The organism is Collinsella sp. AM40-7AC (assembly GCF_003468125.1).
Classification (GTDB): Bacteria; Actinomycetota; Coriobacteriia; order Coriobacteriales; family Coriobacteriaceae; genus Collinsella; species Collinsella aerofaciens_O.
In genome coordinates this window covers 95,471-110,433 of sequence record NZ_QSGK01000001.1, presented here as the reverse complement: position 1 = coordinate 110,433, position 14,963 = coordinate 95,471, and the positions used below count along the sequence as shown (strand labels likewise).

General features: G+C 62.3%; 10 protein-coding genes and 1 pseudogene. All 11 read left to right on the top strand.

Annotated elements, in window-relative coordinates:
• Positions 1-84: 84 nt before the first annotated feature.
• The 11 genes and pseudogenes from DW892_RS00420 (at position 85) to DW892_RS00375 (ending at position 14,834) form a co-directional block, all read left to right on the top strand.
• Positions 85-2,355 (top strand): DEAD/DEAH box helicase, encoded by a 2,271-nt coding sequence (locus DW892_RS00420; RefSeq protein WP_187364953.1) that lies wholly within the window; start codon positions 85-87, stop codon positions 2,353-2,355.
• Between the two features lie 623 nt (positions 2,356-2,978).
• Complete coding sequence (locus DW892_RS00415) at positions 2,979-3,740, top strand: 4Fe-4S dicluster domain-containing protein (RefSeq protein ID WP_117655569.1); 762 nt, start codon at positions 2,979-2,981, stop codon at positions 3,738-3,740.
• Positions 3,741-4,020: 280 nt separating this feature from the next.
• Positions 4,021-4,533: a PTS glucose transporter subunit IIA gene (locus DW892_RS00410; RefSeq protein WP_158551625.1), complete on the top strand. Its 513-nt coding sequence runs from the start codon at positions 4,021-4,023 to the stop codon at positions 4,531-4,533.
• 45 nt (positions 4,534-4,578) lie between these two features.
• A pseudogene (locus DW892_RS10615) lies at positions 4,579-5,043 on the top strand (PRD domain-containing protein); the annotation flags it as partial.
• Between the two features lie 15 nt (positions 5,044-5,058).
• Complete coding sequence (locus DW892_RS10610; RefSeq protein WP_255415159.1) at positions 5,059-5,406, top strand: PRD domain-containing protein; 348 nt, start codon at positions 5,059-5,061, stop codon at positions 5,404-5,406.
• 99 nt (positions 5,407-5,505) lie between these two features.
• Positions 5,506-7,122 carry a PTS transporter subunit EIIC gene (locus DW892_RS00400; RefSeq protein WP_117764945.1) on the top strand — a complete coding sequence of 539 codons (1,617 nt, stop codon included), beginning with the start codon at positions 5,506-5,508 and terminating at the stop codon, positions 7,120-7,122.
• A 3-nt stretch (positions 7,123-7,125) separates the two neighbouring features.
• Positions 7,126-8,508: a 6-phospho-alpha-glucosidase gene (locus DW892_RS00395; protein WP_055310193.1), complete on the top strand. Its 1,383-nt coding sequence runs from the start codon at positions 7,126-7,128 to the stop codon at positions 8,506-8,508.
• A 256-nt stretch (positions 8,509-8,764) separates the two neighbouring features.
• Positions 8,765-10,597 carry an NAD(P)-binding protein gene (locus tag DW892_RS00390; protein ID WP_117764943.1) on the top strand — a complete coding sequence of 611 codons (1,833 nt, stop codon included), beginning with the start codon at positions 8,765-8,767 and terminating at the stop codon, positions 10,595-10,597.
• Between the two features lie 50 nt (positions 10,598-10,647).
• A complete protein-coding gene (locus tag DW892_RS00385) occupies positions 10,648-12,402 on the top strand; it encodes a [FeFe] hydrogenase, group A (protein ID WP_117765213.1) in 1,755 nt (584 codons plus the stop codon).
• Positions 12,403-12,404: 2 nt separating this feature from the next.
• Complete coding sequence (locus tag DW892_RS00380; RefSeq protein ID WP_117757912.1) at positions 12,405-13,463, top strand: ABC transporter substrate-binding protein; 1,059 nt, start codon at positions 12,405-12,407, stop codon at positions 13,461-13,463.
• 24 nt (positions 13,464-13,487) lie between these two features.
• Entirely contained in the window at positions 13,488-14,834 is a 1,347-nt protein-coding gene (locus DW892_RS00375; RefSeq protein ID WP_117757911.1) for an ATP-binding cassette domain-containing protein, read from the top strand.
• The last annotated feature ends 129 nt before the right edge of the window (positions 14,835-14,963 follow it).

Sequence of the window (14,963 nt, the reverse complement as noted above, 5' to 3'; positions counted from 1 at the left end):
TTTGTATGTATTAGCGCACTACCAAGCACGCCCGCGCGGCCGCATGCCGTGCTCATTGCGCGTGCAGATAAGGAACAACAACATATGCGTAATTCTGTATCCGACGTCACGGACGCCGAGATTCTGGACGAGACCCGCGAGGCCATGACCCAGGCTGCCTTCGATGCTGCCGACGAGGCCAGCGCCGCCCAGGCCGTCGAGTCCGCTACCGAGAGCCTGCCCGCCTTTGACGAGCTGGGCCTTTCCGACGAGATGCTTCGTGCCATCGAGAACCTGGGCTACACGGCGCCGACGCCCGTGCAGGCCGGCTCAATCCCCGTGGTGCTCGAGGGCCGCGACCTGCTTGCTGCCGCTCAGACTGGCACCGGCAAGACGGCCGCTTTTTTGCTGCCGACCATGAACAATCTGGAGCACATCGCTCCTCCCAAACCCGTGCGCGAGCGCGGCGGCCGCAACCGCCGTCGCGGTGCTAAAAAGCCCGAGGGCAACGGCCGTGGCCCCGTGATGCTCGTCATCACCCCCACGCGCGAGCTCGCCCAGCAGATCGACGAGGTCGCGAGCAAGATCGCCGACGTCACGGGCCACGTTGCCGTGACCGTCGTGGGCGGCGTGAGCTACAAGCCGCAGACCGCGGCGCTCAAGTACGGCTGCGACATTCTGGTCGCCACGCCGGGCCGTCTGGTCGATCTGATCGAGCAGGGCGCTTGCCACCTGGACGAGGTCAAAGTGCTGGTACTCGACGAGGCCGACCGCATGCTCGACATGGGCTTTTTGCCCGCCGTCCGCCGCATTGTGCGCGAGACGCCGGCCGAGCGCCAGACGCTGCTGTTCTCGGCGACGCTCGACGAGGAGGCCGTGGGCGAGATCACCGACCTGGTGAGCGACCCGGCTCGCGTGGAGATCGCGCCCGCCACGTCGACCGCCGACACCGTTGACCAGCTTGTGTTCCCGGTGTCCATCGAGGCCAAGAACAACCTGCTGCCCGAGTTCCTCAAGAAGGAGGGTCCGGAGCGCACTATCGTCTTTATGCGCACCAAGCACCGCGCCGACAGCTGCTGCCGTCGTCTGGAGCGTAAGGGCATCAAGGCCGCCGCGATTCACGGCAACCGCAGCCAGGCCCAGCGCGAGCGTGCCCTTTCGGCCTTCCGCGACGGCACCGTCGACGTGCTGGTGGCAACCGACGTGCTCGCCCGCGGCATCGACATTAGCGACGTGCGCTACGTTGTGAATTTTGACGTGCCGGCCGAGCCGACTGACTATATCCACCGCATTGGCCGTACGGGCCGCGCCGGCGAGCTGGGCTGGGCCATCACGTTTGTGACCGAGCAGGACGTGGACGAGTTCTACGAGATCGAGAAGCTCATGGACAAGACCGCCGACATCTACGAGGCCGGCGACCTGCACGTGGGTCCCAACCCGCCCGCGGTTGATCCCGAGCGCGACCCTGCGGCCTTTAAGGCGAAGAAGAAGACCAAGCGCGGCAAGTCCAAGAGCAAGAAGAAGCTTGAGCAGGCGCGTCGCGACGGCAAGCGCAACGGCGACGATTACGGCGATGTTGCCGGTCGTTCCAACCGCGGTCGCGACGAGCGCCGCGGCGACGGCGAGCGTCCGAGCCGTCCCAAGCGCGGCGGCAAGACCCGCGTGCGCGAGGGCGTTCAGGCTCGCGTAGACGAGGCTGTTGAGAGCGTGGCCCGCGAGGTAGCTGCCGAGGAGCGCGGCGGTGCCGCTGCCGTCGAGCAGGCCCCGCGCGGTAACCGTGCCGAGCGTCGTGCCAAGCAGTTCCAGGGCGAGGCGCATCGCCGCCGTCGCGAGGATGGGGATCGCGGTGGCCGTCGTCGTGTCGAGCGCGAGGACGAGGGCCGCGGTTCGCGCGGTGGCAAGCGCGGTTCGGGTGACCGTCGTCGCTCCGGTCGCGATGGCGAGCGCGGCGGGCGCGATGAGCGCCGTGGCGGCGAAGGCCGTGGCTCGCGTGACGAGCGTGGTACCCGCGGCGGCGAGTCCCGCGGCGGCAAGCGCTTTGACGAGCGCGGAGGCCGCGAGGGCGGCCGCGGTGGCGAGCGTCGCGAGGGCGCTCGTGGCAACGGTGGTCGCAGCCTCGCCGGTCGTTCGAATGAGTCGCGTGATCGTCGCGATCCGCGTGCCAGCCGCGATCGTCGCGATGACTGGCGCAACTACGACGACACCCGCGAGGAGCGCCGTGGCGGCTATCGCGGCGGGCGCGGCGGCAACCAGGCCGGCTCCCGCGGCGGTCGTGCCGGCGGTCGCGATAACCGTAGCAGCTATGGTAACAATCGTGGCGGCAAGCGCGGCGGCAGCTCCCGTCGTCCCGGCGACGGCGGCGGCAAGCGCAAGTAAGATGCGCATCGCGCGCTAGCGTGAGACAAGCTAAGGGCCCGAGCAAACAACGCTCGGGCCCTTTTGTTTGCCGTGTCCATCGCTAATTCAAACGTGATTTTCTCGGGAATGCATCTGGGGGATGCTGAGGACCTATTTTCCGCCATGCAGCAATGGGTCCTATGGGGTGCGCCGTGCATTTTTTGGAGTATTCTGCAGTTCGAGTTGTCTGCATATGATTCGACGTCGCCAACGGTGGCCTTCGGATATCCCTAGCGAGCGTTCCGAGTCAGATTTCGCCGTTTTCCGGAGCAGGGGCGCGTCATTCTCGCCATGTCGGGACTTAGAACGATACGGCGCCCTACAGTTTTGCCCACCCGCGGCGGTGCTGGCGCGGTCACGTTGCAGAATACTCCGTTTTTTGCACGGGCCAGGATGGGGTACCTCAGGAGAACGCGGCGATATCCCGTAAATATATACAATCTGTACCGTAATTTATGCAAAACGAAGAGGCAGACAGCGTAGGGTGGGTGCATTGGGGTGCCTGGCGCACCAAAACGGGGAGCTCCCCCCATGCGCCGTATACTCTGTCTGAATGTGAAAACGGCTTGACGCGTTGCTAGGCGTAGGGAGAGGGTGCCTCGATGAGCGTATTCGAAATTGTGTTTAGTCCGACGGGTGGAACGCGGAAGGTGTCTGGCCTTGTGGCCGGGGCGCTGGACAATAATACCGTTACCGTCGATCTGACCGATAGCGGGCTAGATCTCAGCGCTGTCTCGATGACTGAGGACGACGTGGCCGTAATCTCTGTGCCGGCGTATGCCGGTAGAATCCCGGCTGTGGTGGCTGACCGGTTGGGCATGGTGCGCGGCAACGGGGCTCGGGCTGTTTTGGTTTGTGTATACGGAAACCGCGCGTTTGAGGACACGCTCGTAGAGCTGGAGGACGTTGCGAAGCGCGCCGGATTTAGGGTGGTTGCAGCTGTTTCTGCTATTGCTGAGCATTCCGTTGCTCGTCAGTTTGCTGCTGGGCGACCGGATGCGCAGGATGCGGCGCAGCTCGCAGAGTTTGCGCAACAAATTCAGCAAAAGCTGTTGGCTGAGGATGCGTCCGAGCCCTCTATCCCCGGCAATCGCCCTTATAAACAAGCTGGAGGTCGCCGTATGGCACCCGAGGCAACAGAGGAATGCGTCTCCTGCGGTGCATGCGCCGCGGCGTGTCCCGTTTGTGCTATCGACAAGGGCGACCCCAAGCGAGCAGCTGACGAGGCGTGCATCTCCTGCATGCGCTGCATCGCCGTATGCCCGCGAGGCGCTCGCAAGCTTGATCCCAACAAGCTATCCGCTGTTTCCCAGATGCTGAGCAAGGCTTGCGTCGTGCGGAAGGAATGCGAGCTCTTCATCTAACGCATGCGAAATTGCTGCAAGGAGTGTCCCTGGGTGCCGGCGGGAAAGGAACGTCCCTAAGTGCCGCCTAAATACCGTTTATCGAAGAAAAAATACCGCTCACCGGTCATAATGATTGTTCTGGCTTTGGGCTTGTCTACAATAGCTCCCGTAAAAAGAAATGCGGAAGGTTACCGAGTCCCTCGGACGTGGGCCTAACCAAAGTCTTTGAACGGGTGTGTCTCTGTGGATGCATTCGCTTGATTTTGGTTGGGCTATATTTATGAAGGGACATGCCACCATGGGTTTCTTTTCTCGCCTGATGGGCGGTTCGGATGAGCAGAAGACTGCAACTTCCGAGTTCGAAATCCTCGCTCCTGTTTCCGGCGAGCTTGTTCATCTAGAAAATACCAATGATCCCGCTTTTAGCAGCCGTGCCGTGGGCGATGGCGTTGCCGTGGTTCCCCAAGAGGGAACGGTGTGCGCTCCTGTCTCCGGTACCGTCGCGGCACTGTTTCCGACTGAGCACGCGCTGGGCATCATGTCCGACGACAGCTCTGCTCAGGTGATGCTGCATATCGGAATCGACACTGTTAAACTTGAGGGCAAGGGCTTCCATGCGCTTGTTGCCCAGGGTGACCATGTTGACGCGGGCCAGCCCCTCGTCGAGGTCGATTTCGACGCGGTCCGCGCCGCCGGCTTCGATCCTACGGTCTTCGTTATCGTGTGCGAGCGCTCGGAGAAGTCGACTCTTCGTGAGCATGCTTCCGGCCCTGTTGCTGTTAAAGAGCCTGTCGTCTGGCTTTCCGAGTAAATTCTTGTGGTGGGTGCCGTGGTTATCAAGTGAGTTTTCAACAATAACGTCGCAATGGTCACTTCGGACGATGGCTCCGAGCTCATCGTCATCGGTCGAGGCCTCTGCTTTGGCCGTCATGCCGGCGACGCTATCGATGATGCATCGGTCGAAAAGACCTATGCGCTGCAGGAGGGCACTTCTCAGGATTCGCGTACGATTGATCGCTTGGCACATCTTTTGGAGTCCATCCCCACCGTCAACCTCGTGATTTCCGAGGACATTGTTCAGATGCTCCGTCGAGAGCTCAATGTTGATATCAACGACAAGATTCTCATTGCTCTCGCAGACCATATCAGTCTTGCTTTGGAGCGCGAGCGTAAGGGCGTCCCCTGCGAGAATCCGTTGCTGCTCGAGATCCAGCAGTTCTATCGCAAGGAGTATGCGCTTGCGGGCCGTGCGCTGCAGATTATCAAGGAGTATATGGGCATCCAGATGAGCGAAGAAGAGCAGGGTTTCATTACGCTGCATATCGTCAACGCCACCATGCCGCAGCGCTCTGACCGTCTGATTGTTTCGGTCCAGCTTGTTCGCGACGTGCTCGCGATTGTTTCCGAGCACTATGCCACGACCCTTGACGTCACCTCGTTGCCGTACGAGCGTTTCGTTCGCCATCTGCAGTTTTTTGCGCAGCGAGCGCTCGATCCCGCGGCGGGGCAGGTCAATGGCGACGCGCTGTTCCGTATCGATGAAACGGCGTATCCGAGGGCGTTCTCGTGCGCGGAGTCAATTGCCGACCACTTGGCGTCTACCTATAACATTGTCGTTACCGATGCCGAGAAGAGTTATCTCGCATATCACATTGTTAACCTGCTTGGAGAACCTGGTCTCTAGGCATAACGTGCCCACACATCGATTGATATAAGGCAAGGCTCACGGTCTTGTCCAGGGCACACCTGTCTTAATTTGCGGAAAAGGAAGGGGAGTACCGCTATGACCGCAAAAAAGAAGTTCAATTTCAAAGCGCCGTTGGAGGTGTTCGCGAAGTCGATCGTTCAGCCGATGATGTATCTCTCGGTTGCCGGCATCCTGCTCATCGTGGGCATCATTCTGACCAACAAGACCATCTGCGCCGTGATCCCTGTGCTGGGCTCCGGTCCGTTCCAGCTTGTGGGCGCCGTTGTCTATCAGTCGCTGATGTTTATCATCAACAACCTCTCGATTCTGTTCTGCGTGGGCATCGCCGGCGCCATGGCAAAGAAGAACAAGGGCCATGCCTCGCTGATCGCCCTGATGTCGTTCTTCCTGTTCCTGCAGGCCAATAACATCGTGCTCAACGCCACTGGTTCTCTTGCCGAGGCGAGCGGCATGCTCGGCCTTACCGGAACCGGCCAGAGCACCGTTATGGGCATTCAGGTGCTCGATACCGGCGTGTTTGGCGGCATCATTCTTGGTTGCATCACCGGTGCCGTGTTCAACAAGTACTCGAACAAGCAGTTCCCCATTGCCCTTTCGATGTTCTCGGGCGTTCGCTTTCCGTTCCTGATCATGATCATCATCTCCTGGATCATGGGCGCTGGCTTCTGCATCGTTTGGCCTCCGGTTCAGGGTGCCATCTCCTCCGTTGCCGGCATCATTAAGGAGTCGGGCAACATCGGCCTCTTTATCTACGGCATGCTCAACAAGCTGCTCGTTCCCACCGGTCTGCACCACCTCATCTACACCCCGTTCCAGTTCTCCGATGTGGGTGGCACCCTGACGCTGGGTGATCAGGTTATCGCCGGCGCCTATCCCATCCGTGTCGCCGAGATGGCAATGACGGGCCAGCCCTTCTCCGATAGCACCTACTTCAACAGCTACACCTTCAACAACCTGTGGCCCTACATCGGTATCGGTCTCGCCTTTATCTTCACCGCCTACAAGCAGAACAAGGACAAGACCAAGGCCGTTATCATCCCGCTGATCATCACCGCCGTGCTCTCCTGTGTCACCGAGCCCATGGACTTCCTCTTTGTCTTTGCCGCTCCCGTGCTCTTTGTCGTTCACTCGGTTCTTTCCGGCATCTTCCTGGTTCTGCTCAAGGTCCTCTCCGTGCCCGCTTCGACTGCAGGCGGCATCATCAACATCGTGGTCTCCAACCTGGTCCTCGGTGTCGATAAGACCAACTGGCCGGTTATGCTGGTGCTTGGAATCGTCAACGCTGCGCTGTACTTCTTCCTCTTCACCTTCCTTATTAAGAAGCTCAACCTCCACACGCCTGGTCGCGAGGAGGAGTCCGAGCTCGCCGAGTCCGTTGCCGAGGGCGAGGCCGCCGCGTCTGTCGCGGTGAAGCAGGGCGCTGTTGCCGCGGCTCCCGCAGAGGGCGTCGATGCAGGTATTGCCGACCTGGTCGCAGGTCTTGGCGGCAAGGACAACATCGAGGAGCTCGAGAACTGCTTTACGCGTCTCCGCGTGAACGTTAAGAACCCGGACCTCATCAATGAGAACCTCATTAACCACGTGCCCAACAGCGGCATCAACCGCAACGGCAACAATATCCAGATCATCTTTGGCATGAAGGTCGCCGAGATGCGCGACAAGGTCGAAAACGCAATTGAGAAGGAGCAGTAAACAATGATCATTACTCTGTGTGGTGGCGGATCCACCTTTACCCCCGGCATCGTCAAGTCCATCGCTCTGCGCAAGGACGAGCTCGACGTTGACGAGATTCGTCTGTACGACATCAACGAGGAGCGCCAGCGCAAGATCGGCGTGCTCGTGGACTGGATTTTGCACGAGGACCTTGGCCTGGACATCAAGCTCACGGTGACCACCGACAAGGAGACTGCCTTTACGGACGCGAGCTTCGTGTTTGCCCAGATGCGCGTGGGCGGCTATGCCATGCGCGAGCAGGACGAGAAGATTCCGCTGCGTCACGGCTGCGTGGGCCAGGAGACTTGCGGCTGCGGCGGCCTTGCCTACGGCATGCGCACCATCTTCCCCATGGTCGAGCTGATCGATGACGTTGAGAAGTACGCCAAGAAGGACTACTGGATTCTTAACTACTCCAACCCTGCCGCCATCGTCTCCGAGGGCTGCCGCGTCCTGCGCCCCAACGCTCGCATCATCAACATCTGCGACATGCCGATCGCGATCATCGACGTGGTTTGCGCCGCACTCGATATCGACAAGAAGGATGTCGAGTACGATTACTTTGGCCTCAACCACTTTGGTTGGTTCACCTCGATCCGCCACAAGGGCGAGGAGGTGCTCCCGCAGCTGCGCGAGTACATCAAGGAGCATGAGATTCTGCTGCCCGACTCCTACCTCAAGGGCATGGGCTCGCTCATGGCAAAGAAGCCCGAGGAGGCCACTGACGAGCACCCCGAGCAGAACCGCCACACCAAGGGCAGCTGGTACTACGTCTGGAAGGGCGAGTACGAGATCATGGAGTGCTTCCCGGAGTACCTGCCCAACACGTATCTGAACTACTACCTGCAGCAGAAGGAGTTCGTCGAGCATTCCAACCCCGAGCGCACCCGTGCTAACGAGGTTGAGGAGACGCGTGAGAAGAACCTCTTCGACGGCATCGACCACTACGAGAAGACGGGCGAGATCGACGAGAGCACGTTCTATGCGGGCAGCCACGGCGACTGGATTGCCGATTTGGCTATCGCTCTGAAGAACGACACCAAGCAGCGCTTCCTGGTCATTTGCGAGAACAAGGGCGCTATCCCCAACATGCCCTACGACGCTATGGTCGAGCTGCCTGCCTACATTGGCAAGAATGGCCCCGAGGTCATCAGCCGCGACAACATTCCTCTGTTCCAGCAGGGCCTCATGATGCAGCAGCTGAACTCCGAGAAGCTCGTGGTCGAGGCTACGATCGAGGGTTCTTACGAGAAGGCGCTCAAGGCCTTTACGCTCAACAAGACCGTGCCTTCGATGAAGGTTGCCAAGGAAGTTCTCGACGACATGATCGAGGCCAACAAGGGTTACTGGCCCGAGCTTAAGTAAAAGCAACAGGGTCGCTGGCCGCATACCTGGAGCAATGCCCCGTCCACGTGATTGCGTGGGCGGGGCATTGTCATTTGGTAACGCGTTTTACCAAATATGGCATTTATCTGCGGTAATGTTCTATTTCACCGCCGAGGGTGACATTTCATACCGCCTGCCGAACCGTGTCGCTGCCAAACAACTTTATAGGCCAGTGTTGTGCGTGTAGCAACTTCGCCCGGCCTCGCCTCCGGGCTGCCATGTGAGAGGGGATCTTATGGCTAGACTGCACGTAATGGAACGCAGCCACGCTCAGGCCGTCATGGATGACCTGCACGATGCACTCGGACGCCGTCTGGCGGTGAGTTCGCTCGCCCCGTGTCCCGTTGAGTTTACGGCAGCGCTCGTTAACCTGTGCTCCACCCAGAGCTGCGGCAAGTGCACGCCCTGCCGCGTGGGCCTGAGTGCGCTGAGCGACCTGCTCGCCGATGTGCTCGAAGGGCGCGCCGATGAGTCCACGCTCAACCTGATTGAGCGCACGGCCCGCACCATCTACCTTTCGAGCGACTGCGCCATCGGTTACGAGGCCGGCGCCATGGCGCTTACGGCTATCCGCGGTTTCCGCGACGACTTTGAGCATCATATCCGCGAGCACTCCTGTGGCTTTGACCGCGAGGCCCGCGTCCCGTGCGTCTCGGGCTGCCCGGCGCACGTCGACATTCCCGGTTACATTTCGCTCGTCGAGGCCGGCCGCTATGCCGACGCCGTCAAGGTTATCCGCAAGAACAACCCGCTGCCGCTCGTTTGCGGCCTGGTGTGCGAGCATCCCTGCGAGATGCACTGCCGTCGCGGCATGGTCGACGATCCCATGAACATCCTCGCCCTCAAGCGTTTTGCCGTTGAGCACAGCGACCTCAACGACCACAAGCCCCATGTAGTGGACAACACCGGCAAGCGCGTCGCCGTGATCGGCGGCGGCCCGGCCGGCCTTTCCTGTGCCTACTACCTGGCCGTGATGGGCCATAAGGTGACCATCTTTGAGCAGCGCCACCACCTGGGCGGCATGCTGCGCTACGGCATTCCCAGCTACCGTCTGCCGCGCGAGCGCCTGCAGGCCGAGATCGACTGGATCTTGAGCGCCGGCATCGACGTAGAACTCGACCACTCCGTCAACGGCGAGGAACTTGCCCGCCTGCGCGACGAGTTCGATGCCGTCTACCTGGCTATTGGCGCCCACAGCGATAAGAAGCTCGGCCTTCCGGGCGAGGAGGCGCCCGGCGTTGAGTCGGCCGTCAAGATGCTGCGCGCCATCGGTGACGACGAGCTGCCCGACCTGAGCGGCCAACGCGTGTGCGTCATCGGCGGCGGCAACGTTGCCATGGACGTGGCTCGCTCTGCTGTGCGCTGCGGTGCCGAAAAGGTAAGCATCGTCTACCGCCGTCGCATCTGCGATATGACGGCCCAGGACGCCGAGATCGCCGGTGCCCAGGCCGAGGGCTGTGAGGTGCTGGAGCTGACGGCCCCGCTCGCCATCGAGACGGGCGAGGACGGTCGCGTGAGCGGCCTGCGCGTGCAGCCGCAGATTATCGGTGAGCCCCGCCGCGGTCGTCCGGCTCCGCGTGCCGCTGCCACGCCCGAGCGCGTCATCCCCTGCGAGCGCGTGTTCGTCGCCATTGGCCAGGACATCGATTCCAAGCCGTTTGAGGAGATGGGCATTGCCTGCAAGTGGGGCTGCGTCGTCACCGATTCGGACGGCGCCGTGCCCAACTTCGATGGCCTCTTTAGCGGCGGCGACTGCCAGACCGGCCCCGCCACCGTCATCCGCGCTATCAATGCCGGCCGCGTGGCGTCGGCAAACATCGACCACTACCTAGGCTTCGACCACAAGATCAAGCTCGAGGTCGAGCTGCCGACCGTCCAGTTTAAGGGTAAGCATGAGTGCGGCCGCTGCGAGCTAGGCGAGCGCGAGGCCGGCGAGCGTATTCACGATTGGAATCTGGTCGAGCAGGGTCTCACCGAGCAGGAGGCGCGCCAGGAGGCGGGCCGCTGCCTGCGCTGCGATCACTTTGGCTTTGGCGCGTTCCGCGGAGGGAGGAACCTGGAATGGTAGAGCCCAACAACACCACTGTCGGCGACAACACCGAAAACGGAGCGCACAATATGGTCAAGCTCACGATCGATAATTGCGAGGTCGTGGTTCCTGAGCACACCACGATCCTGGATGCGGCCAAGTCCGTCGGCATTCAGATTCCCACCCTGTGCTATCTGCGCGATCTGAACGAGATCGGCGGCTGCCGCGTGTGCGTGGTCGAGGTTGAGGGCTGCGACCAGCTGGTTGCCGCCTGCAACAACTACGTGCTCGACGGCATGGTGGTCCACACCAACAGCCCCAAGGCCCGCGAGGCCCGTCGCACCAACGTGCAGCTGCTGCTGTCCCAGCACGATTCGCAGTGCACGAGCTGCGTGCGCAGCGGCAACTGCAACCTACAGACCATCGCCAACGACCTGGGCATCTTCTACCTGCCGTACGAGCAGCACCTGGCACGCGAGGGCTGGGACTTCGATTTCCCCATCATCCGGGAAAACGATAAGTGCATTAAATGCATGCGCTGCATCAAGGTGTGCGAGAGCGTGCAGGGCCTGGGGATTTGGGACCTGACCAACCGCGCCACGCATACCGCCGTGGGTACCCGTGGGCGCGCGCCGATCGGCAAGACCGATTGCGTCGCGTGCGGCCAGTGCATTACGCATTGCCCGACGGGCGCACTGCGCGAGCGCGACGATACCGAGACCGTGTTTGACGCGCTCGCCGATCCCGACAAGATCGTGGTGGTGCAGATCGCGCCGGCCGTGCGTAGCGCTTGGGGCGAGGAACTCGGCATTCCGCGCGAGGAGGCTACCGTCGAGCGCCTGGCTTGCGTGCTTCGTCGCGCGGGCTTTGAATACGTGTTCGATACCGATTTCTCGGCCGACCTCACCATTATGGAGGAGGGCTCCGAGCTGCTCGGGCGCCTGGGCGCCGCCGCCAAGGGCGAAGGTGACAGCCGCGGCTGGCCCATGTTTACGAGCTGCTGCCCGGGTTGGGTTCGCTTTGTGAAGGCGCGTTATCCGGAGTTTGTCGACAGCCTGTCCACGTCCAAGTCGCCGCAGCAGATGTTCGGCGCCATCGCCAAGATCTACTACGCCAAGGTGCTGGGCGTGGAGCCCGAGCGTCTGTTCGTGGTGTCCGTTATGCCGTGCACGGCCAAGAAGGCCGAGTGCGCGCTGCCGAGCATGATGGGCGAGGGCGGCGCGCCCGATGTGGACGTTGCGCTGACGGTGCGCGAGATGGTGCGCATGATCCGCGCGAGCCACGTGAGCGTGGACACGCTGGTTGAGGAGCCGCTCGATACGCCGCTGGGCTTTGGCACGGGCGCGGGTGTGATCTTTGGCGCCACGGGCGGCGTGATGGAGGCCGCCGTGCGCTCGGCCTATTACCTGGTGACGGGCAAGAACCCCGACGCCGACTTCTTTACCGACGTGCGCGGCCTGGACGGCTGGAAGGAAGCCGTGGCCGATATCGATGGCACCAAGGTGCGCGTCGCCGTGGCGCACGGGCTGGGCAACGCCGCCCGTCTGCTCGACGCGATTCGCGACGGTCGCGTGAGCTATGACTTCGTTGAGGTCATGGCGTGCCCGGGCGGCTGCGTCGGTGGCGGCGGTCAGCCCATCCATGACGGCTGTGAGCTGGCAGCCGAGCGCGGCCAGGTACTGTGGGGCCTCGATGCGAACGCCAAGATTCGCTTCTCGCACGAGAATCCCGATGTCCAGGCGTGCTATCGCGAGTTCTTGGGTGCGCCGCTGTCGCCGCTGGCCGAGGGATTGCTGCATACCGACCATCACGCATGGACGATGCCTAACGAGGGGACGTGCTAGCGATGCGCGCGTTTGATTTTGAAATGTCGCGCCGGGGATTTGCCTCGGCGCTTGCCGCGGGCGCGTTGTCGCTTGCGCTGGTTGGCTGTGGCGGCGGAGCTGCGGGGGCGAGGTCTTCTGCGGGTTCGGCTGCTGGGTCTGCGGCGAGTGGCGCTGCCGCTGAGTCGGTCGAGGTGCGCGTTGCCTCGCTCAAGGGACCGACGTCGATCGGTCTGGTGCAGTTTATGGACCAGGCTGCCGATGGCGAGACGGACAATGAGTTCGACTTTGCGATCAGCGCCGCGGCCGACGAGATTGTGCCCAAGGTCATTCAGGGCGATATCGACATTGCCCTGGTGCCGGCCAACTTGGCGAGCGTGCTCTACAACAAGACCGAGGGTGCGGTGCAGGTCATCGACATCAACACGCTGGGCGTGCTGAACGTTGTGACGGGCGACGCAGGCGTGGCCTCGTTTGGCGATCTGGCGGGTCGTACCGTCTACATGACGGGCAAGGGCACCACGCCGGAGTACGTCATGAACTACCTGCTGGAGCGCGCGGGCCTGACCGGTCAAGTGACGCTCGAGTTTAAGAGCGAGCCCACCGAGGTGCTGTCGGCCCTGCTTGCCGACCCGTCCGCCGTGGGCGTGCTGCCGGAGCCATTCAAGACCGCTGCCATCGCCAAGAGCGAGGGCAGTCTGTCGGTACCGGTGAGCCTGACCGACGCGTGGGACGAGCTCGCGGGTGACACGGGCTCCCGTTTGCTGACGGGCGTGACCGTGGTGCGCCGTGCATTTGCCGAGGAGCATCCCGAGGCCGTGGCGGAGTTCTTGAGCTGCCATGCGGCGAGCGTTGAGGCCGTAAATGCGGCGCCGGCGGACTGGGCTCAGGCCGTGGTCGATGCGGGCATCGTGGATAATGCCACGATTGCCGAAAAGGCGATTCCCGGGTGCATGCTCGTGTGTCAGACGGGGAAAGATATGAAGGCGGCGCTCGGTGGGTACCTACAGGTGCTGGCCGATGCGGACGCGAGCGCCGTGGGCGGTAAGCTCCCGGCTGACGATTTCTACTACATGGAGTAGCCCGTGCGTGCGTTTGCTCGACAAATGACTGAGCGTGCGAAGGCGGTGGCGGCAGTGGGTGCCGTCGCCGCCTTTTGGCTTGCCGTGTGGATCTTTGCGGCGGCGCTGGTGGCGCAGCCGTTGATTTTACCGGGGCCGGGCGCGGTTGCCTTGGCGCTGCTGCGCCTGGTGTGCGATGGCGGTACCTGGGCGATTTTGGCGGGCTCGGGCGCGCGGATACTGGGCGGGCTGGCGCTTGCCGCGGTGTGTGGTGGCGTGCTTGCCGGGATTTCGTCACGGTCGCGGGCGTTTGCGCGCCTGGTGGCTCCGGCGCTGTCGTTTGTAAAGGCGACACCGGTCGCCTGCGTGGTAGTCCTGCTGCTCATTTGGCTGGGATCGGCGCGCGTGAGCATCGCCGCTGTTTTTTTGATGGCGCTGCCGGGCGTGTATTTCTCGCTGGTCGAGGGCTTGGCGCAAGTGAACAAACCGCTGGAGCAGATGTTTCGCCTGCATGGCGTACGGGGTTGGCGCCTGTTTTGCGCCCATACCTGGCGCGAAGTTCTACCGTTTGTGCTTTCGTGCGCGCAGGCAGTGATTGGCATGAGCTGGAAGGCCGGCGTGGCCGCGGAGCTGATCGGCATGGCGGTGGGTACTGTAGGCGAGTGCATCTATCAGGCAAAGCTGCTCATCGAGACAGCTGACCTGTTGGCTTGGACCGTGTTGGTCGTGGCGGCATCGTGGACATGCGAGCGTGTGCTGGTGTGGCTGCTGCGGGCTTCGGGGCCCGTGGCATGGCGTGCGGCGGTACGGTCGCATGGACGCGGCTTGCACGGTCGTGCGGGCGCTGCCGACGTGGCGGAGCTTGCGCTTGCCGTGGGCGATCGCGCGCCCTGGGCGCCGGCGCTGGATGGTCTGGTGCTCAACGTGCCCGCGGGCGGGCGCGCTTGCGTGATGGGCGCCTCGGGTGCTGGCAAAACAACGCTGCTTGCCCTGGCGGCGGGGGAATGCGCACCGTGCTCCATGATGTTCCAGGATGCGCGTCTGGTCGAGGACGCTTCTGCCTTGGATAACGTGCTCGTGTGCGCCGATGCACGCGTGGATGCCTCGAGTGCCGCAGCCCTGTTGCGCCTGCTGGTGCCGGGAATCGACGTGCATGCTTGTACGGCCGAGCTTTCGGGTGGCCAGCGCCGACGCGTCGAAATCGCTCGCGCCCTGCTGTGCCCGGGCGGTGCGGTGATTCTGGACGAGCCCTTTACCGGCCTGGATGTCGCCGCGCGCGATGCGACGGCCGAGGTCGTGCTCGACCTCCTCGATGGCCGCACACTCCTGTTCGCCACACACGACGCCTCCGACGCTCAGGCCCTCGATATCTCGGACATCATCACGCTCTAAATACTAACTCAGCAACAAAATGATCCGTTTTCCTCCGTCCCCATGGGGTCGGGTGTGGTATTCTATCTGCGGGGTAATACTTAGGAATACCAAGTAATACCAACGCCGCAGAAACAAACTCCGGATGCG

What these genes read in the sequence shown, in the direction of transcription:
- DW892_RS00420 (WP_187364953.1), top strand. Translation starts at nt 85, where the DNA reads ATGCGTAATTCTGTATCCGACGTCACGGACGCCGAGATTCTGGACGAG.
- DW892_RS00415 (WP_117655569.1), top strand. Translation starts at nt 2,979, where the DNA reads ATGAGCGTATTCGAAATTGTGTTTAGTCCGACGGGTGGAACGCGGAAG.
- DW892_RS00410 (WP_158551625.1), top strand. Translation starts at nt 4,021, where the DNA reads ATGGGTTTCTTTTCTCGCCTGATGGGCGGTTCGGATGAGCAGAAGACT.
- DW892_RS10610 (WP_255415159.1), top strand. Translation starts at nt 5,059, where the DNA reads ATGCCGCAGCGCTCTGACCGTCTGATTGTTTCGGTCCAGCTTGTTCGC.
- DW892_RS00400 (WP_117764945.1), top strand. Translation starts at nt 5,506, where the DNA reads ATGACCGCAAAAAAGAAGTTCAATTTCAAAGCGCCGTTGGAGGTGTTC.
- DW892_RS00395 (WP_055310193.1), top strand. Translation starts at nt 7,126, where the DNA reads ATGATCATTACTCTGTGTGGTGGCGGATCCACCTTTACCCCCGGCATC.
- DW892_RS00390 (WP_117764943.1), top strand. Translation starts at nt 8,765, where the DNA reads ATGGCTAGACTGCACGTAATGGAACGCAGCCACGCTCAGGCCGTCATG.
- DW892_RS00385 (WP_117765213.1), top strand. Translation starts at nt 10,648, where the DNA reads ATGGTCAAGCTCACGATCGATAATTGCGAGGTCGTGGTTCCTGAGCAC.
- DW892_RS00380 (WP_117757912.1), top strand. Translation starts at nt 12,405, where the DNA reads ATGCGCGCGTTTGATTTTGAAATGTCGCGCCGGGGATTTGCCTCGGCG.
- DW892_RS00375 (WP_117757911.1), top strand. Translation starts at nt 13,488, where the DNA reads ATGACTGAGCGTGCGAAGGCGGTGGCGGCAGTGGGTGCCGTCGCCGCC.